Annotated in this window: 16 protein-coding genes; 5 read left to right on the top strand and 11 right to left on the bottom strand. The window is 51.4% G+C overall.

The features are described from left to right. Nucleotides 1–136: 136 nt before the first annotated feature. Together PUR_RS09345 and PUR_RS09340 are read left to right on the top strand one after the other, a co-directional pair. On the top strand, nt 137–439 hold the full coding sequence (locus PUR_RS09345) for a hypothetical protein (RefSeq protein WP_179035006.1): 303 nt from the start codon (nt 137–139) through the stop codon (nt 437–439). Nucleotides 440–778: 339 nt separating this feature from the next. Further along, nucleotides 779–2,170 carry a SpoVR family protein gene (locus tag PUR_RS09340; RefSeq protein WP_179035005.1) on the top strand — a complete coding sequence of 464 codons (1,392 nt, stop codon included), beginning with the start codon at nt 779–781 and terminating at the stop codon, nt 2,168–2,170. A gap of 128 nt (nt 2,171–2,298) precedes the next feature. On the opposite strand, the gene PUR_RS09335 is transcribed toward PUR_RS09340, so the two are convergent. Beyond that, nucleotides 2,299–4,557 (bottom strand): LTA synthase family protein, encoded by a 2,259-nt coding sequence (locus PUR_RS09335; protein ID WP_232101788.1) that lies wholly within the window; start codon nt 4,555–4,557, stop codon nt 2,299–2,301. A 258-nt stretch (nt 4,558–4,815) separates the two neighbouring features. Then, nucleotides 4,816–6,711 (bottom strand): PrkA family serine protein kinase, encoded by a 1,896-nt coding sequence (locus PUR_RS09330; RefSeq protein WP_179035003.1) that lies wholly within the window; start codon nt 6,709–6,711, stop codon nt 4,816–4,818. Between the two features lie 242 nt (nt 6,712–6,953). Here PUR_RS09330 and PUR_RS09325 point away from each other — a divergent pair, with 242 nt between their 5' ends. After that, on the top strand, nt 6,954–7,832 hold the full coding sequence (locus tag PUR_RS09325) for a DUF2161 family putative PD-(D/E)XK-type phosphodiesterase (protein ID WP_179035002.1): 879 nt from the start codon (nt 6,954–6,956) through the stop codon (nt 7,830–7,832). A 112-nt stretch (nt 7,833–7,944) separates the two neighbouring features. On the opposite strand, the gene PUR_RS09320 is transcribed toward PUR_RS09325, so the two are convergent. Together PUR_RS09320 and PUR_RS09315 are read right to left on the bottom strand one after the other, a co-directional pair. Then, nucleotides 7,945–9,162 (bottom strand): aminotransferase-like domain-containing protein, encoded by a 1,218-nt coding sequence (locus tag PUR_RS09320; RefSeq protein ID WP_179035001.1) that lies wholly within the window; start codon nt 9,160–9,162, stop codon nt 7,945–7,947. A 73-nt stretch (nt 9,163–9,235) separates the two neighbouring features. Next, entirely contained in the window at nt 9,236–9,892 is a 657-nt protein-coding gene (locus PUR_RS09315; protein WP_179035000.1) for a response regulator, read from the bottom strand. A gap of 375 nt (nt 9,893–10,267) precedes the next feature. Between PUR_RS09315 and PUR_RS09310 the strand changes: the two genes are divergently transcribed. Continuing rightward, the gene (locus PUR_RS09310; RefSeq protein WP_179034999.1) at nt 10,268–10,675 is read left to right on the top strand and encodes a hypothetical protein; all 408 of its coding nucleotides are present in this window, start codon (nt 10,268–10,270) and stop codon (nt 10,673–10,675) included. After that, on the top strand, nt 10,672–11,739 hold the full coding sequence (locus PUR_RS09305; RefSeq protein ID WP_179034998.1) for a phosphodiester glycosidase family protein: 1,068 nt from the start codon (nt 10,672–10,674) through the stop codon (nt 11,737–11,739). Before PUR_RS09310 ends, PUR_RS09305 begins: the two co-directional genes overlap by 4 nt. A 408-nt stretch (nt 11,740–12,147) precedes the next feature. Here the strand turns inward: PUR_RS09305 and PUR_RS09300 are convergent, their stop codons facing one another. The 7 genes from PUR_RS09300 to PUR_RS09270 all read right to left on the bottom strand — a co-directional run bounded on the left by PUR_RS09300 (nt 12,148) and on the right by PUR_RS09270 (nt 18,068). Then, on the bottom strand, nt 12,148–12,402 hold the full coding sequence (locus tag PUR_RS09300; RefSeq protein WP_179034997.1) for an AbrB/MazE/SpoVT family DNA-binding domain-containing protein: 255 nt from the start codon (nt 12,400–12,402) through the stop codon (nt 12,148–12,150). Nucleotides 12,403–12,522: 120 nt separating this feature from the next. Further along, nucleotides 12,523–12,987, bottom strand: coding sequence for a tRNA (uridine(34)/cytosine(34)/5-carboxymethylaminomethyluridine(34)-2'-O)-methyltransferase TrmL (trmL, locus tag PUR_RS09295; protein ID WP_179034996.1), 465 nt, complete (start codon nt 12,985–12,987; stop codon nt 12,523–12,525). 176 nt (nt 12,988–13,163) lie between these two features. After that, a complete protein-coding gene (serC, locus tag PUR_RS09290; protein ID WP_179037833.1) occupies nt 13,164–14,255 on the bottom strand; it encodes a 3-phosphoserine/phosphohydroxythreonine transaminase in 1,092 nt (363 codons plus the stop codon). Between the two features lie 286 nt (nt 14,256–14,541). Then, the gene (locus PUR_RS09285) at nt 14,542–14,844 is read right to left on the bottom strand and encodes a fibronectin type III domain-containing protein (protein ID WP_442953796.1); all 303 of its coding nucleotides are present in this window, start codon (nt 14,842–14,844) and stop codon (nt 14,542–14,544) included. 27 nt (nt 14,845–14,871) lie between these two features. After that, a complete protein-coding gene (locus PUR_RS09280; protein WP_179034995.1) occupies nt 14,872–15,708 on the bottom strand; it encodes a carbohydrate ABC transporter permease in 837 nt (278 codons plus the stop codon). Then, entirely contained in the window at nt 15,708–16,601 is an 894-nt protein-coding gene (locus PUR_RS09275; protein WP_179034994.1) for a carbohydrate ABC transporter permease, read from the bottom strand. The genes PUR_RS09280 and PUR_RS09275 overlap by 1 nt, the downstream gene beginning before the upstream one ends. Nucleotides 16,602–16,679: 78 nt before the next feature. Continuing rightward, a complete protein-coding gene (locus tag PUR_RS09270; protein ID WP_179034993.1) occupies nt 16,680–18,068 on the bottom strand; it encodes an ABC transporter substrate-binding protein in 1,389 nt (462 codons plus the stop codon). Nucleotides 18,069–18,136 lie beyond the last annotated feature (68 nt).

Here is an 18,136-nt window from a genome sequence, read left to right as displayed (position 1 = left end):
AGCGCTCGGGTCAGTTTTTGCAGAACGGCCCTTATAGTCAAAAAAACTTAACGTTGCTTAAGTGTTAATTAGTGTAATCTTATCATAAGAAAACTATCTCGCTTATGTTATTATAACGAAAAGGAAGGTAATCCGAATGTCCATTTCCAAAGAACAATTAGAGCAAAGCTTTAAGGACAAAACTTATGTTGAGCTTAAAGATCTAGTGCAGCTGATTGAAGAAAACTTCGGATTTAATGTTACTCTGCAATGGAAAGATAAACAGCCTACATTTACAGAGGAACAGAAGAAAAGAATGACTTCGTTAATATTTAACGATGACGGTGTTCTATCCCAAATTCACCAAGCACAAAATGATCGTAAGAATGGTATTTCCACATACAGTGACAGCGATGAAGAGTTCGAGAAATTGCTGAATGAGGTTGGAAATGAGACATGACCGCTACAAAGTTCTCTGGACCACTACGCTCGTGTAGCGCTTGCGCGAATGAAGGAGTTTAAAGTTGATCCCTATGAATATATTCAAGCGCTCAAAATCCGTTTTATCTGATGAACCAATGTATAAAGCAGATGGAATTTCCGAATTTCCCGAATTTTAATTTAACGGATATTATTGGACTTTGATTGGCAATGGGGTTAAAAATATTTTTCAATTTCAACAAGCCATTAACGGATTCTCGCCTGCTCTTAGGGAGCATAAAAACATTCCTCCAGCCATATACATCTTGTGAACGGCTCTGCCGCTAACAGTATTCACAGGTGGAAAGGAGATGGGTACATGCCCAGCGACGAGATACAGGCGCTTGAGAAGGCTATAGCCGAGATTACGGAAATCGCCTCCGGCTTTGGCCTGGATTTCTATCCCATGCGCTACGAGATTTGCCCTGCCGATATTATTTATACATTCGGAGCTTACGGAATGCCGACGCGTTTCGGCCACTGGAGCTTCGGCAAGACGTTTCACAAGATGAAATCTCAATATGATTTCGGTCTGAGCAAAATATACGAATTGGTCATTAACTCCAATCCGTGCTACGCCTTTCTTCTCGACGGCAACTCGCTGGTCCAGAACAAGCTGATCGTCGCCCACGTGCTCGCGCACTGCGACTTCTTCAAGAACAATATGCGCTTCTCCCAGTCGAACCGGAATATGGTGGAAAGCATGTCGGCCACGGCAGACCGGATCGGCGAGTATGCGATCAAGTACGGGATGGACACGGTTGAGAGATTCATCGACGCCGTTCTGGCCATCCAGGAGCACATCGACCCGAGTCTGATCCAGCAGGGCAAGGCGGGCAATAGCCGTTTTGTTGAGGGGCGGCTGAAGGAGCGCCGGGAATCGGCGCAGGATATCCTGGATGCCAACCCTTACGAGGAACTTTGGCGGCTCGATAAGGACGCCGAAGCCACCGCACAGAATCCGGCGGCCGGATATAAGCCCTTCCCTGCGGAGCCGGAGAAGGATGTCGTCTGGTTCATTCAGCAGTACTCCGCCAGCCTGGAGGACTGGCAGCGCGATATTATGACAATGTTGCATGACGAGATGCTCTACTTCTGGCCGCAGATGGAGACGAAGATCATGAACGAAGGCTGGGCTTCGTACTGGCATCAGCGTATCATGCGGGAGCTGGACCTGACGCCGGAGGAGACGGTCGAGTACGCCAAGCTGAATTCTTCGGTCGTGCAGCCCTCCCGCCAGAGCCTGAATCCGTATTATTTGGGCCTGAAGATTCTCGAAGATATTGAGCGCCGCTGGGACCGGGACAAAATCTTCGAGGTACGGGAGCTCGACTCCGATATCTCCTTCATCCGCAGCTATCTGACCAAAGAATTGGTCGAGGATCTCGATCTGTACGTCTTCGAGAAGAAAGGGCCGGAATGGAAGATCACCGACAAGGCCTGGGAAAATGTCAGGGATCAGCTGGTGCAGGCCCGCATCAACGGCGGTTCGCCTTATCTGGTCGTACAGGACGGCAACTTTGAGCGCAACGGCGAGCTGTACATCGTCCACTGCTATGAGGGCATCGAGCTTGATCTGAAGTATCTGGAACGGACGCTGCCTCATATTTACACACTGTGGGGCAAGACCGTCCATCTGGAGACCGTCATCGAAGACAAGAAAGCGTGTTTCTCCTACGACGGCAAAAAGGTGCTGCGGAAGTTCGTCTGAGCCGCTGCCTTGAACGCCGAAGAATACGCAAAGACGGCAGGATGCGCCGTCCAATCGAAAAGCCCGTGGACAATGTCCGCGGGCCTTTCCTTTTTTGACACCATTTCTTTTGACGCCATTTCTTTCGCCTACTCGTTCCCTGCATCCATGTCGACGACCTCCACATGCTCCGGCCCGGAGCTGGCAGCCGGCGACGGACCAGCCGATATTCCGGGACTTGCAGCCGGTGACGGGCTGGCAGCCGGAACGGTCTTTGAAAATTCCACAGTGATCCTATTGATTTGGATTGCCTTTTCGGCACCCGAATAATCATTGGAATGAAGCGCGGTCTTCAAATTGAAGGCGTATCCGTAGCCCACCTTCTCATTGTAGAACCGGAACGTTATTTTGCCGCTGCCCGTCTGCTTGTCGATCATTCGTACGCTTTTGTGGCCGCTGTAATCTTCAAATTTCAGAACAAGCCAATCGGCGGCGGCCATCGAAGAAGCATCATAGTCCACCTGAATGTCGACATACGATTCCGCAGGGAGCGTGATGAACTGTCCGTCGGTAACGACGGCTTCCCCTCCACCCGCAAAAGGGATTTCTTTGTCTTTGGTGATCACGATTTTTTGATCCCCCGCCGAGGACTTGTCGATGTAATTTTTATAGGTAAGTATTTTCTTTTTCAGTGTGCTGTCCGACAGGGAAGTTCTCTCGTACTTGCTGCTGAACAGCTCCCCGTTCTCAGAGGTCAGGCTGTACAGCTGGCCGCTGTTATCCACCTGATACACGGTCCCCTTCCCGGTCGAGTAGAAAATATCGCCGTTATAGTGGGAAGCGAACAGGATCGGCGAATCTTCGGTATATTTTCGGAACACGCTTCGGCCTGTGGTGTAAGCATCCAGATCAGGGTCGGCATAATCCAGGAGCGAAAGAAGAATATCCTTCTGCCCGTATACGCCGTCGTTGACAATCTGGCCGTCAATATCGGGTGAATATGCCGCAAAAATCCCCCAGTTCGAACCGTAAGGCTGGTCATTGACCCCATGCGATTCGTCGGACACGAACAGTACCAGAGTGTCTTTGGCAAAGCTTGAATGATCAATATAGTCGATGAACCCGGACAGCGCCTCATTCAGATAAGCTACAGCCGCCGCCTTGCGGCTCGGATACTGCTTCGCATAATCGTCCGACACAGCGTAGGGATGATGGGTTCCGACCGTCAGCATGGCGGCAAACCACGGCTTGCCCTTGCCGTTCAGTTCGTCGATATATTTTTGCGATTGCTCGAAAAAGGCTTTATCATCAGGTCCCCATCCGAAGGGAACGTAAGGATTCCTGAAACTCTCCCCGCCGATTACCGTATCGAAGCCCGCCGCCGTCATAAAATCGCCCTTGGACATATACTCCAGCTCCGCCGCCTGGATAAACGCCGTGTTATAGCCGCGGTTCTTCAGCAGCTTCGGCAGAAGCTCTTCGCGGTAGCTGGGGTCTTTTTGCAAATATTCGTACGCCTTCGGCGTGGACGCGTCCATCTTCGGATAGTCTCCGCTGACGAGCGAGTACATCCCTCTGATCGTCTGGTTGTTATGGGTTATGTAGTTGGGAAGAATGAGGCTGTGATCTTTGATTTTACCCAGACTCGTCATCTTGATATCGTTCGGGATATTCAGAAACTCCTGGTTGGCGGGCGAATAGGCGCCGGGAATGCCTTCCATGACGACCATCAGAATATTTTTCTTGCCCGTATGATTGTTAAGCAAATATTCACCGTCTTTAAGCTGCTGCGAAGTGTTGATCTGCCGCTCGATATCCGGAGGATAATCCGTCAGCGCTTCCTCATTGAAAGTCAGCAATGCGACCGAATTGCGGATCGAAGCCGAGACGAAATTGCCGTTCTTCCAATCCCCGCTAGATTGAATGGCGATGACCAGATAGAGAATCAGCAGCCCGGCGAATGCGAGCAGATTATACCGTTTGGTCTTTAGCGGGAACAACGGCAGTTTGCGGAGAAAAAAGATCGACGCCATTAGAGACGCCATCAGCAGGATGGAATAGATCGGGAAGCTGACGTGAAACAACGTGCCTGCAATAAATTCCTTGTCCGACGCCATGGTGATATCTTTCAGGTTGACCACGTGATCCAGCGCGTAAATATATTCGACATTCGCCAAATGGAAAACGCCCAGTACCAGCGCCAAAACAAACGAAGCGATAAGATTCACCTTTGAAAGCGTATAAAAAACGAACAAAATCAAAATGCCGATCCCGATATCCTTCAAGGTTGGAGCATAGAGTGCGGTAAATCCCACGCGGATATCCTTCTGCCGGTATAAGAGGATACGCCCATAAGAAAAGAAGAACAAAAAAAGAATGGAGGGTAAAATGTAAAATCGTTTTTTCATGTTCTCGCCCCTGTCAATAGTACATTGAAATCTATTATATATGATATTGCGCCCCCCGAGTCTGAATTTTTTCTGAGAAAAAAGAGCAACCCGGCATGAATCGCAGGTGCGGCTCCTTGGATGATGATCACTATTGATTTACTATTGATGATTTTTCATATAGTGAAATAATTATATGCCATATGGAAAAAGGACCGCTGCCGCCAGCGGTCCTTTTTAAAGATTTATTGCATACTTGCCTATATATTCGACAAATGCTTACCGGTTCAGCAGGCTTCCCACATACCGCAGCAGCTCATTGGCGCAGATCGGGCAGTAGTTATGCTCATCGATCAGCCGGCGGGAAACCTCGTTGATCCGCTTCAGCTGGCTTTCATCCGGGGTTTTGGACGAAGTCGTGATCTTGACGATATCCTTGAGATCCGTGAACAGCTTCTTCTCGATCGCCTCACGGAGACGGTCGTGGTTGCTGTACTCGAACTTTTTACCCTTGCGGGAATACGCGGAGATCCGGATCAGAATCTCTTCACGAAAAGCCTTCTTGGCATTCTCCGAGATGCCGATCTGCTCCTCGATGGAACGCATCAGCCGCTCATCCGGCTCCATCTCCTCGTCGGTCAGCGGATCGCGGATTTTGGTCCAGTTGCAGAACGCCTCGATATTGTCGAGATAGTTCTCGAACAGCGTCTTGGCCGACTCCTCGAAAGAGTAGACGAACGCCTTCTGCACTTCGTTCTTGGCCAGCGTGTCGTATTCTTTCCGGGCGATTGAAATGAAGTTCAAATACCGCTCCCGCTCCTCCTTCGTAATCGAAGGATGCTGGTCCAGGCCGTCCTTGATCGCCCGCAGCACATCAAGCGCGTTCATGCATTCCAGATCGCCCTTGATCAGCGCGCTGGAGATGCGATTGATAACATAGCGAGGGTCGATCCCGGACATGCCTTCGTCCAGATATTCGTTCTGCATCTCCTTCAGGTCGGCTTCCTTATAGCCTTCAACCTCTTCGCCGTCGTACATCCGCAGCTTTTTGATGAGGTCCATGCCCTGCTTCTTGCTTTCTCTAAGCCTTGTCAAGACCGAGAAAATCGCGGCGGCACGCAGCGCGTGAGGCGCTATATGCACATGCTTCATGTCGCTCTGGGCGATCAGCTTGGCGTAAATCTTCTCCTCTTCCGAGACCTTCAGATTGTAAGGCACCGGCATAACGATCATCCGCGACTGAAGCGCCTCGTTCTTCTTATTCGAAATAAACGCCTTGTACTCCGTTTCGTTCGTGTGAGCGACAATAAGCTCGTCGGCGCTGATCAGCGCAAACCGTCCGGCCTTGAAATTGCCCTCCTGCGTCAGCGACAGCAGGTTCCACAGGAACTTCTCATCGCATTTCAGCATTTCCTGGAACTCCATCAGTCCGCGGTTGGCCTTGTTCAGCTCGCCGTCGAACCGGTAAGCCCGGGGATCGGATTCCGAACCGAATTCGGTTATGGTCGAAAAGTCGATGCTGCCTGTCAAGTCGGCTATATCCTGCGATTTCGGGTCGGACGGACTGAATGTTCCGATGCCGATACGCTCTTCTTCCGACAGAAGCACCCGCACTACCTTCACTTTCTCAATGTCGCCGCTGAACTCATTTTTCAGCCGCATCTGGCAGGAAGGGCATAAGTTGCCCTCGATGCGCACGCCCAGCTCCTTCTCGATCTCCGGACGAAGCTCATTCGGAATCAAATGCAGCGGCTCCTCGTGCATCGGGCATCCTTCGATCGCGTATACCGCCCCTTGTATCGTACGGGAATACTGTTCCAGCCCGCGCTTCAGCAGCGTAACCAGCGTCGATTTGCCGCCGCTCACCGGACCCATCAGCAGCAGTATCCGTTTGCGAACGTCCAGCCGCCGCGCGGCCGAATGGAAGTACTCCTCCACCAGCTTCTCGACGGCGCGGTCCAGCCCGAAAATTTCCTGCTCGAAAAATTTGTAGCGTTTGCGGCCGTTGATTTCCTCCACACCATGCGATTTGATCATGTCATACACACGGGCATGGGCTGTTTTGGCGGGAGTGGGATCTTTTTTTAGCAGTTCTATATATTCCTTGAAGGTTCCGCTCCACGCCATACGTTCGTTCTCTGCCCGGTACGATGCTATACGTTCAAAAATGTCCATTGCTCGCTGCCTCCTCACCTTGCGCTCTTGTGACCCTCGCGTGATGTCCTTCGGGCTTCGCCCGGTTACCCTCGCCAAATATCCGCCTGCCTGCCGCCGTCCCTTCCGACGCTTCCGCCGCCCAGCGGGGTCTGCATTCGAAAAGTGTAATACATACCTATGCGGAAAACCCGAAATATTGACCTCTTTTTTGATGTGCTATAATAGAGAATCGGCTGTAAATGTGACAAAGGAGACAAACTATGGCGGTGAAGCGCGAAACAGAACTGTATGCTCCTTTAAAATTTTTTTTTGAACGACAAGGCTATGTGATCAAGGGCGAGGTGCGCTCCTGCGACTTGGTCGGCGTCCGGGAAGACGGAGAACCGCCGCTGATTGTGGAGATGAAGAAGACCTTCAACCTCTCCCTGCTGCTGCAGGGGATCGAGCGGCTGAAGCTGAGTCCGGTTGTCTATTTGGCGGTCGAGAGATGCCGGGAGAAAAAAGGGGCCGCGAGCCAGCGCTGGGGCGAACTGAGCAGCCTGTGCCGCCGCCTGGGACTCGGGCTCGTCACTGTCGTCTTCTACAAGACGAAGGCCCCGCTAGTGGAGGTGCTGGCGGAGCCTGAGGCGCCAGCGGGCCCGGTCCGGAGCGGCGGGCGGCGGCGGGAGCGCCTGCTCCATGAGTTCCGCGAGCGCAGCGGTGACTACAACACGGGCGGCAGCGCGCGCGTGAAGCTCGTCACCGCCTACCGCGAGAAGGCGCTGCGCGTAGCCGCCGCGCTGGAGGCCGCGGAGCGCGAGGCCGCGGAGCGCGAGGCCGCCCTGGCCGCCGCCGTGGGCGAGCCGCGCTCTGCCGCGGGGACCGGCGGCGGCACGGCGGCGGCGAAGCCCGTCGCCGTGGCCGGGGGCGCGGCGACGAGGAGCGCGCCGCCGAGGGGCGTGACGCCGGCGGAGCTACGCCGGCGCAGCGGGGTGCCCGCGGCGGCGGCCATCCTACAGAACAACTACTACGGCTGGTTCAAGCGGGTCGCCCGCGGCCGGTATACGCTTGAGGCGGCGGGAAGCGCTGCGCTGCTGGAATATGCCGCCGTGTCGGTCTCCCAGTCGCTGGCGGACCGCATAAACGCCGGCGAAGATTAACATCAACTTCCTTGCGCAGCGGCGCGGAAAAAGAGCCTATTCTCCTAGGACGGTCTGGAGAATGGGCTCTTTGGTTATGCCTGCGGAAGCAACTCCGCCGCGTATATTCTCATTAACTGCGGGCCGTAAATTCCGTTACGGCTTCACTCATCAAATTCATCCCAAGCAGCAGCTCGTCGCGGCCGGGATGGCTAAAATTAAGACGGATATAACGGCTCCCGCTGTCGTCGGCCGTACAGAGCGGCCCCGGCAGGAAGACGACGCCCTTGCGGAGGGCGTTCTTCAGCAAAATTCCGGCATCCAGTCCTTCCGGCAGCGAAACCCACAGGAACATGCCGCCGGAAGGAAGATCGTAAGTGCTGTCCTTCCAGGCGGCGCGCTTGAGCAGCTCTGCCATCAGCTTCAGCCTTGTGCCGTATTCGCGGTTCAGCAGCGCAATATGCTCGCGCAGATCGAACGCGGACACATGCAGCAGATGGTACAGTAAACGCTGGTTCAGCGAACTGGACTGCCAATCCGCCATTCCCTTTGCGGCCGCCATTACATTGATCAGCTCACGGCTGCCCGCCGCCCAGCCCGTCCGAAGCGCTGGCGCCACCGTCTTGCTGAAAGAACCGATGTACAGCACATGTCCGCTCTCACCCGCGTCTTCCAGGGCATATAGAGAAGGATATTTACGACCGCTCCGATCCTGGTTCTTGAAATGCAGATCTCCATAAGAATCATCTTCCAAAATGAGCACATTATGCGAAATGCACAGCTCAAGCACTTCTTTGCGGCGCTTCAGACTCCAGAGGATGCCGCTCGGATTCGTAAAACTCGGTGCGGCAAACAGCAATTTGGGACGGTTCTTAATAATCTTCTCCCGCAAATCCTCCGGCAGCAGTCCCTCGCGGTCGCCATTGACCGGAATAATGACCGCTCCCTGCATCCGCAGCGCCTGTAGGAAACCGGGAGAAGTGGGATTTTCCACAAGCACGCAGTCGCCCGGATCAATGTATACCCGGGACAGAAGATCTACCGCCTGCTGGCTGCCCGTTGTCAGCAGAACGCCGTCCCGGGAAATATGTACTCCTTTGCTGTTCAGCCAATCCTCTGCTAGCCATTCTCTTAGCGGCCCATATCCTTCGGGATCTCCGTATTGAAGCGCCTGTGCATCGGCCGAAATAACGGTAGACGCCGCTTCGGCCAGCAATGGCAGCGGGAACAGTTCTTCCGCCGGCAGCTCTTCGGCCAGAGAAATCACAGAACCTCTGCGGGTCTGTGTCCGGATGCTCAGCAGCGGCGAAGACATCAGCGTATGCGCCCGGGCGGAAAAATCGTATTTCATGCGGCGTCCCTCCCTTCATGCTCTCATGAATGAATATTCCGGAAGAAGCCGCGTTATGACGCCCCGCCGGATGCTATGCGTACACGTGTCGGACCTGACGCGAATACAGCGCATACTTCTCAATTGCCTGCGCCCGCGTGGAAACTTCGAGTTTAACATAAATCTTGCGCAGATAATTGTCAATGGATCGGCGGCTCACTTCAATCTCCGTCGCTATTTTATCGTAGGTGATTCCCTGAACGATCCGCTCCATAATAAATCTCTCGGTCGGGGTAAGCTTCAGCAGGATGTCTCCTTCTTCGGACGGACTGATTGGCCAGATCCCCATCTCCAGCCAGTCGAGCGGCATGGATAGAAAGCCTTCCCTCAGTCCTTCGATCATCTGCAGCAGCTGGCTGGGCGACGCTCCTTTCGATATAATGCCGCTCGCGCCCAATTTTAACAGCGGCAATAGCAGTTCCCTGCCTTCTCTGTCGGTCATAACGACAAAATGGGACGCCGAAGTCTCTTTTTTCATCCCGGGCAGTATTGTCTCGATCATGTCATCCGGCATACAGTAGTCCAGAAGCACCAGCTCCGGCTGCTCCTCCTTCACCATGGCGGCTCCTTCCTCCCAATTGGAGTAGGTTCCGAGTACAATCAGATTTCCCGCCTCTTCCAGTATCAATTTCGTTCCCAGCATACTCGTGGGATGACAGCCCATAATCACTACCTGCCAAACCTTCCTCATTAAAGCCCAAACCTCCTGCTACTATGTAATTTACCCGACAAAGGCATGCATTTCGCGTTTCCCGGATGATGCAAATAAGAAGAAACGGCTGAGGTCCCCTACGAAAGAGAAGACATCCGTTTCTCGCAAAAAGATCAGAACAAGGATAAGAGCACAGCTTGTGCGTTCTGATCTTTCAAGATTGACGCAATGATATTCCGCCTTTTTTCCTATGCCTTGGATACATTTATGCATTGAATAATCTAGTGAAATTGTAACGCACTGCTTTCAAAGGATGCAATCACTTTTTTCCTGAATCTTCCTCTATTCTTTTTGCGAAACAGGCGCAATTCTGGTAGAATAGGGTCTCACAAATAGGTTCGAGGTGATTAATTTATGCAGCCGTCAATGAAATCGCCGGACGTCTATCCTTCACGCGCCGCGACGAGAAACGGCTCCTCCGTCAAATGGTTCCTGTTGTTCTGGTTAATCGTGATCGCCGCCGGCGGCTATGCCGTGTACGGCTATACGAATCATTTGAAGGATCAGATGCTTAAGCAACTTGCCGCGCAGAGCCAGCAGCAGTTGGCCGCGGTGCAAACGGATTACGAGGAGAAACTGTCGGTTCTTTCACAGGAAGTAAGCGATTTGCAGGATAAAGTGCAGTCGTTCAATGAGCTTCTTACTTTTACCAAAGATAACGCAAGTACAAAGACGGACAACAGCAACAAGCTTTACACCCAGTTAAGCGAAGTCCGCAAGCAGCTGGACGCGTTGCAGAAAGAGATGGATTTGCTGAAATGATAACGCCGGTCAAAAGAGTGAACCGTTTCTTTATGCTCGTTACCGCCCCGTTCATCGGCCTGCTGCTGTGCCTGACGTTGTATCAGCCGTCATTTACGCTGAAGCTGGAAACGCAGCGGTTTGCGCCTTCTGCGGGTCCTGTGCAGCTGACGTCCGGAATCAAGGATCAGCTGGACAAAGCCCAGGACACTGCCACTTACACTATCCACGCCGTAAGCTCCAGCGCGAAGCGGTACATGGAAACGACCGCCGCTATGAATGCGATTGTGGATAAGGCCAAGACACAGGCGGGCCGCCCGGAGTCGATATACAACCGGCGAATTACGGCCAAGCTTGGCTTTCCGTACGATACCATTAACAGCAGCCGGATTTCGATAGAGTTGTACCGGGTCAATCCCGGTAGTTATACAGGCTACGCGTTGAAGATCAAGCTCAAGGATAAGACAGCGATGACCATGAGTCTCGGAGAGGGAGGTCCCGGCAGCTCGGAAACAACGCTCCAGGCGGCCAACCGGTACGGAGCCGTCGCCGGCATCAACGCCGGAGGCTTTGCCGATCAGGACGGCAAAAGATACCCGCTCAGCACCACGATCGTGGGCGGTCAATATTTAACGGGCTTTGAACCCAGCTACAAGGATTTAAGCTTCGTTGGGCTGAACAAGGAGGGGCGGCTGATCGGCGGGAAGTTTCACAGCCGAGAGCAGCTCGACGAGTTGAAGCCGGCGTTTGGTGCCTCCTTTGTGCCGGTGCTGCTGCAGGACGGTTACAAGACGGAAATACCCGCGAAATGGGAGATATCCCCGAGACGTGCGCCGCGCACAGCAATCGGCAAATACAAAGACAATCAGCTGCTTATTATCGTAGCCGAGGGCTACAATGAGAACGGCAGCTCGGGAGCTACGCTGGAGGAAATTCAAGACAAGCTGTACCGGATGGGCGTAAGCGATGCCTATAATCTGGATGGCGGGGGTTCCACCTCGCTAGTATTTAACGGGCGAGTCGTGAACAAGCCGTCGGACGGCGCTCTGCGGCCGGTACCGACAAGCTTTTTGTTTTTCAAATAACAATTCAGTCAATAATGTCTATGCGGCATATCACAATAACATTTGTTTTTATTTACGTCCCGGTTATAATGATAGTGATGATAACATTTCCTTTTGGAGGTGCCCGAATGTCGTTCTCATTGACCTTTTGGATTGTCTTCCTTGTATTCCTGCTGTTTCTGACCGGAATTCTTACCGCCTCTTATAATGATGATAAGACCAAGGGCCTATAAAGGCTGCGCTTCCTCCGGAATCAAGGAGGGGGCTTTTTTTTCAGGGAATTGTAGAGAAAGATAGGAAGGATATTCTTATTGGGGCAGGAGAGAGAGATTCACATCCTGTAAAAGAGAAAGCGCCGCATGAATGCAGCGCTCTGCTTCCGGCGAATACGCTTACGGCTTGAAGCGTTTCGGGAAGATTCTATTTTGCTTAAGCGTGTCTTTGCAGTTGGGTCATTTCACCCAGGCATTGGCCGCAAATGTAACGATCCTTATATTCGCTAACCTCTTCCATCGAACCGCAAAATACGCATTTTGGACGATAACGTTCCAAAATGATATGGTCCCCCTGAACCAAAATTTCAACAGGGTCCCCCTCATTCATTTGATACCTTTTACGCAGGGATTTGGGCAGAACAATTCTGCCGAGCTGATCCACCTTGCGCACTACACCAGCAGGCTTCATCTAACGCACACCTTTCCTATTCAACTGATTAATAGATATGATTAAATTTCCATATACGTTGAATAATTCGATGCCGAAATGTCGAATCCTGCTGATAAAAAATAAATTTCTGTAACTTCTTTAGGTCAACCCCGGAAAGTTCAGCTGCCGGAGTGCCTCGTATACGATAATTGCTGCCGAATTGGACAAATTCAGCGATCTTACATCTCCGGTCATCGGCATACGCATCGTTGTTTCCCGTCCCGCATTCAGGATGCTCTCCGGCAATCCTTTCGTTTCTTTGCCGAATACAAAAAAGTCGCCGTCCTGAAAAGAATAATCGGTGTACCGCTTGTCAGCCTTGGTCGTTGCATAAAAGAAACGTCCATCCGGATACATCTCAAGGACTTCTCCGAAAGAATCGTGATATTCAATGTGAACGGCGTGCCAATAATCCAGTCCGGCCCGCTTTAGTGTAGCATCGTCGGTACGGAAACCGAGCGGACGCACCAAATGCAGATGGGTGCCGGTTGCCGCGCAGGTGCGGGAAATGTTCCCCGTGTTGGCCGGAATCTCCGGCTCTACCAGTACAATGTGAAGTGCCATGCAAGTCTCTCCTTACGGTTCCAAGATTTCCAGCGCAGGTAATAACCTCTCAAAGCGGAGCTTGCGATCGAAGCCATGCCTCTGTTACTTTGCGGGGATTTTGAAAAAAGTATCCATTCGTTTAGAAGACCTTCCGCCAGCGGCGGAAGGTCTTCTAATTTCTTCTGAATAGTTGATTAGCCTTGAGTCTTCTGGAAGTGACTCATGAAATCGGTCAGCGCCTTGATGCTCTCATAAGGAACGGCGTTATAAATGGAAGCGCGAAGTCCTCCTACACTGCGGTGTCCTTTAAGACCGACGAAGCCTTCCTGCTCCGAAGCCTTGATAAATTTCTTCTCCAGCTCTTCGGACTGCATCCGGAACGTAACGTTCATGATGGAGCGGCTGCCCAGCTCCGCTACGCCACGGTAGAACCCGCCGCTGCCGTCGATGGTGTTATACAGCAATCCGGCCTTGTCGCGGTTCTTCGCTTCGACGCCGGCCAAGCCGCCCTGCTCTTCGATCCATTTCAGGACTTGGTTAACCATGTAGATCGAATAGGATGGCGGCGTATTGTAGAGAGAGTTATTTTTGTAATGGGTGCTGTAACGCAAGATTGTCGGAATGTTGGAAGGAGATTCAGCAATGAGCTCTTCTTTCGCGATCACAACGGTCACACCCGAAGGTCCGAGATTTTTTTGCGCGCCGGCATAAATCAGTCCGAACTTGTTAACGTCAAACGCGCGGCTCAAGATATCGCTCGACATATCCGCAATCAGCGGAAGAGAACCGGTATCCGGGAACTCGCTATACTGGGTGCCTTCAATCGTTTCGTTGGAAGTAATGTGCAGGTAGGCTGCGTTGTCCGCAGGCTTGATCGAACCGAGATCCGGGATGGCAAGGAATTTCTTGTCTTCGGATGTAGCCGCAACATGAGCTCCACCCGCGATTTTGGCTTCCTTGAACGCTTTATCGGCCCAGCTTCCCGTCATTACGTAGCTGCCCACTTTGCCTTCGGAGAGGAAATTCAGCGGAATCATGGCGAACTGTGTCGTGGCGCCGCCTTGAATGAATAATACTTTATAGCCCTGCGGATTGCCCAAAAGCGAAAGCAGACGTTCCTGCGCTTCGTTGTGAACGGATTCGTATACGGCTCCGCGGTGCGACATTTCCATAATCGACATTCCAGTCTCCCGGAAATCGACGAATTCCGCCTGTGCGCGCTCCAGCACCTCAAGAGGTAAAGCCGCCGGACCGGCGTTGAAATTATAAGCTCTCTTGCTCAAAATATTCCCACCCTTTCTCTTCTTTCAATATCGTAATGATAGCAATAATCTAACATGGCAGCAAGTATAATTATTCACATGAAAAATGGGAAATAGGAGATATATGTATGTTTTTGGAGGTTTGCGCCCGCATTTGCGCAAAAGTACTGAATACTCTTAATGCATAAGCCGACTGTTTATACAATTTATTATCCGGGCGGAATTGATCCAAGAAGGCGGTATAGTGCAGGATAACTGAACTGACCGATGGATTCGGCGTGAATACCCATTTGGCCGAAGTCGCAGATACTTACGTAACGCTGTAAGTAAAGACTCCCGCAATGGCGGGACGTGTAGTTACGGTCAGCGCGGAGCTTGCCGCCGATACATTGCCCGCCGCATCCTTCGCCTTGATCGTGAAGCTGTAAGCGGTGTTAGCCGTCAAGCCCGTATCCGTATACGTCGTTGCGCCGGTTGTCGATCCAACCATAGCGCCGTCCCTGTAAATATCGTACCCCGTTACACCTATGTTATCCGCCGAAACCGTTAGTGATATACGTAAAAGAAATAATCGATCGTTGCTCCGGTTGGAACCGTCATCGTATATTCCCATGTCAAACCGCCGGCATTTACAACGACATCAGGCTTTCACCGCGCCGGCAAGAGCGCCGTCCACAATATATTTTTGAATAAAGGTATACAGCACGATCAGCGGCGTGGAGACGATCATAATGCCGCAGGCCAGCATCGGCCAGTTATTTCCGTATTGCCCGCGGAATTCCTTGAGCCCGAATGTAATCGGATAATTCGCCGGACTTGGCAGATACATCACCGGGCCGACAAAATCATTCCAAATGCCGATTGCGGTCAAAATGACGCCCGTGGCAATCACCGGCTTCATCAGCGGCAGCACGATCTGGAATAAATACCGGCTGTAGCCGCAACCGTCCATTCCGGCAGCCTCATCCAGTTCCCGGCTGATCGATTTAATGTAACCGGTAAACATCATGAACACGATGCCGGTGCCGCTTGTTTTCAGCAAAATATATCCCAGCTTCGTATCATAGCCCACAAAGCCGAATTCCTGTTTCATGGCGAGCATCAGCTTGAACTGGGCCACCATCGGATTGGGCAAAAACTGCGACAGCAAAAAGAAAAGATAGATCAGCCCGCTCCATCTCACATAGTTCCTGGCTACCGGAAAAGCTCCGAACAACGAGACGATCAGCGTCAATACCGTCGCTACACCCGTGTACAGCAGACTGTTCAGAAAATAATTGGAGAAATTCCCCTGCGTCCACGCGTCTTTATAGTTGTTCCACTGAATATCGGACACGAGACCGATAGGGTTAAGAAGATATTCCGTAAAGGATTTAAAAGAGACGTTAAATACAAGCAGCAGCGGCACGATATAAAGCACAAGCAGAAGAGTCACGACCGCATAAGAGAGAACTTTGGCGGATTTCGATTGCTTCATCAGTACTCCACCTCTCTCTTGCGCATTTGTTTGACGGCAACGATGACAAAGACAAGTATAATCAGAAACTGCACAACGGAAAGAGCGGAGGGCAAGCCCATTTCCAAACTGCCGCGGAAGGTCTCCTTATAGACGTCATAGGCCATCGTTCGGGTATTGAAGCGTCCGTCGGTTGTCGCCAATATAATATCGAAGGTGGACATCGCCCCGATAATCGAGAGAAGCATGTTGACCGTAAAAGAGGGAGCAATCAGCGAAAAGGTAATATGCCTAAAGGATTGCCATTTGGTTGTTCCGTCGATATAGCCCGCTTCATACAATTCTTTCGGCACCGATTGCAGACCGGCCAGAAAGATCAGCATCGAGTACCCCATATACATCCAGATTTGCACAAATATAATGTAGCGAAAGGCGTGGGTAAAGCTTCCGAAGAACATGTCCTTGTAACCGAACAGCGCATTATACAGCTGATTGACCGGACCGCTGAGCGGATCGAACATCATGCTCCAGACCAGAGCCACAACCGCTACCCCGAGAACAACCGGAAGAAAAAATACGGACCGGAAAAAATAGTCGCCCTTGAGCTTCTGGTTAATGATGACGGCCACAAGCAGCGCGACACCGTTCTGCACAACCGTTACGATGAACATGAAATAAAGCGTCCGAATGATTGAATCCACCCGCTCGCCTGAATTTCCGGAGAAAAAGACATCATGATAATTATCAAGACCTATAAATTTCATCCCGTTTCCGGGCACATTCGTTATATTTGTAAAAGAGTAAATAACCGTCATCACCGAAGGTCCAAAATAGAACATAACATACAGTGCCAAAGGGATTAGCAGCAGCAGAAACGGCACAAACCGCGATATGCCCTTCCCGAATGGATACATCTCTCTCACCCGCCCAACTCTTTTATAAAAGATTAGGGCCTGCTATGGGCAGACCCTAATTCCGTCCATTAGACTTTTTTATTTGGGAGCAGCGGCTTCCCATTCTTTTTGCTGAACATCAGCCAATTCTTTTGCCGTTTTAAATTCTCCGCCAGGGGCAAGGTATTCGGTATGAACGCCTTCGGCAGCCAGATGCTCGCCGACATTATCGCGGTTAATCATCAAAATCTCATAGGCAAGCTCGAAACCGCCGGTCAGATAAGGAGAAAGTTCTTTATCGATAAATTCACTGTTCGTTTGAATATTGTCTTGAGTCGGCAGGAAGCCTGCCGCTTGAACATACGCAGAGTAATTTTCCGGTTCTGAGAAGAATTCCAGCCACTTTATCGCTCCTTCTTTGTTCGGGCCCTTTTCAGCCGCATACCAGGTTACATCGTATTTGCCGACAAGCGACTTGTTCTTGGCCGCATCTTCCGTAGCCGGAATCGGGAAGAAACCAAACTTCAAATCCGGATTGGCCGTCGCGATCGTCGGAGCATCCCAGGTTCCGTCTGCTATCATCGCCGCTTTGCCGGTCGCGAAGATGGAAGGCGCTGTCGCATAGTCAATACCCATGAATCCCTCGATGATATACTTATCTTGAAGCGTTTTCATTTTGTCGAGCACTTCCACAGCTTCCTTGTCGTTGTACTTCGTTTCGCCCTTCCATACGCCCTCAATCCATTTTTCCTGATCGCCGCCGCCCAGAATTTTCGCCTGCAGGCCGAATACCGGCAGTTTTAGAGGCCATACATCTTTACCGGCCACTACAATCGGAATAATATTCTTGGATTTTATTGTATCGAGTGCTTTGATAAATTCAGTCCATGTCGTTGGGACAGCTAGGCCGTTCTGTTCGAAAATTTCTTTGTTGTAAAAAAATCCGGACATTGCGACTTTGCCGGTCGGCAGCGCGTAAACTTTGCCGTTGTAAGTCCCTGCTTTTGAAATATCGTTCGCATTGTAATTTTTGACGAATGGCTGGTCCGAGAGATCGGCGATAAGACCGGAGTCAATCCATTGCTGCCAGTCCGGAACCTTGGCTCCCGGGGTCCATTCCTTCGGCGACAATCTCATGCCTGACAGATCGGCTAGGATATCCACATCGCCAGCGGTAATTCTTGCTCTTTGCGCTTGTTTGTACTCATCGTCTGGACCTGTTGTCGTGTATTCCACCTTATATTCGGGGTATTTCTCTTCAAATTTCTTGTTGATTTCCTCAATCGCTTTGTTGATATTTTCCTGCTTCCAATGCAAAATCTTAATCACTTTTTTCTCCACAGATGCCGGTTTTGCGGTTGGGTCGCCGGCGGCTGCAGTGCTCGAAGCATTGGTCCCGTTCGCCGCACCGTTATTGCCGCTTCCACATGCCGTTAGGGTGAACAGGAGCATACTGCTCAACATAACCACAGAAAGCTTCTTGAACATTTGGTTACCCCCCAAATTAAAATTAGATGAAATATAACGAAACTTTTTTCCGTTTTCGTAAATTTCAT

This window comes from Paenibacillus sp. URB8-2 (assembly GCF_013393385.1).
Lineage (GTDB): Bacteria > Bacillota > Bacilli > Paenibacillales > Paenibacillaceae > Paenibacillus_AQ.
Note: the sequence above shows the minus strand (reverse complement) of the source record. Positions and strands in the feature narration are given on the sequence as shown.

What these genes read in the sequence shown, in the direction of transcription:
- PUR_RS09335 (WP_232101788.1), bottom strand. Translation starts at nt 4,557, where the DNA reads ATGAAAAAACGATTTTACATTTTACCCTCCATTCTTTTTTTGTTCTTC.
- PUR_RS09325 (WP_179035002.1), top strand. Translation starts at nt 6,954, where the DNA reads ATGGCGGTGAAGCGCGAAACAGAACTGTATGCTCCTTTAAAATTTTTT.
- PUR_RS09305 (WP_179034998.1), top strand. Translation starts at nt 10,672, where the DNA reads ATGATAACGCCGGTCAAAAGAGTGAACCGTTTCTTTATGCTCGTTACC.
- PUR_RS09345 (WP_179035006.1), top strand. Translation starts at nt 137, where the DNA reads ATGTCCATTTCCAAAGAACAATTAGAGCAAAGCTTTAAGGACAAAACT.
- PUR_RS09275 (WP_179034994.1), bottom strand. Translation starts at nt 16,601, where the DNA reads ATGTATCCATTCGGGAAGGGCATATCGCGGTTTGTGCCGTTTCTGCTG.
- trmL (WP_179034996.1), bottom strand. Translation starts at nt 12,987, where the DNA reads ATGGCACTTCACATTGTACTGGTAGAGCCGGAGATTCCGGCCAACACG.
- PUR_RS09315 (WP_179035000.1), bottom strand. Translation starts at nt 9,892, where the DNA reads ATGAGGAAGGTTTGGCAGGTAGTGATTATGGGCTGTCATCCCACGAGT.
- PUR_RS09330 (WP_179035003.1), bottom strand. Translation starts at nt 6,711, where the DNA reads ATGGACATTTTTGAACGTATAGCATCGTACCGGGCAGAGAACGAACGT.
- PUR_RS09300 (WP_179034997.1), bottom strand. Translation starts at nt 12,402, where the DNA reads ATGAAGCCTGCTGGTGTAGTGCGCAAGGTGGATCAGCTCGGCAGAATT.
- PUR_RS09310 (WP_179034999.1), top strand. Translation starts at nt 10,268, where the DNA reads ATGCAGCCGTCAATGAAATCGCCGGACGTCTATCCTTCACGCGCCGCG.
- PUR_RS09280 (WP_179034995.1), bottom strand. Translation starts at nt 15,708, where the DNA reads ATGAAGCAATCGAAATCCGCCAAAGTTCTCTCTTATGCGGTCGTGACT.
- PUR_RS09340 (WP_179035005.1), top strand. Translation starts at nt 779, where the DNA reads ATGCCCAGCGACGAGATACAGGCGCTTGAGAAGGCTATAGCCGAGATT.
- PUR_RS09320 (WP_179035001.1), bottom strand. Translation starts at nt 9,162, where the DNA reads ATGAAATACGATTTTTCCGCCCGGGCGCATACGCTGATGTCTTCGCCG.
- PUR_RS09270 (WP_179034993.1), bottom strand. Translation starts at nt 18,068, where the DNA reads ATGTTCAAGAAGCTTTCTGTGGTTATGTTGAGCAGTATGCTCCTGTTC.
- PUR_RS09285 (WP_442953796.1), bottom strand. Translation starts at nt 14,844, where the DNA reads ATGGGAATATACGATGACGGTTCCAACCGGAGCAACGATCGATTATTT.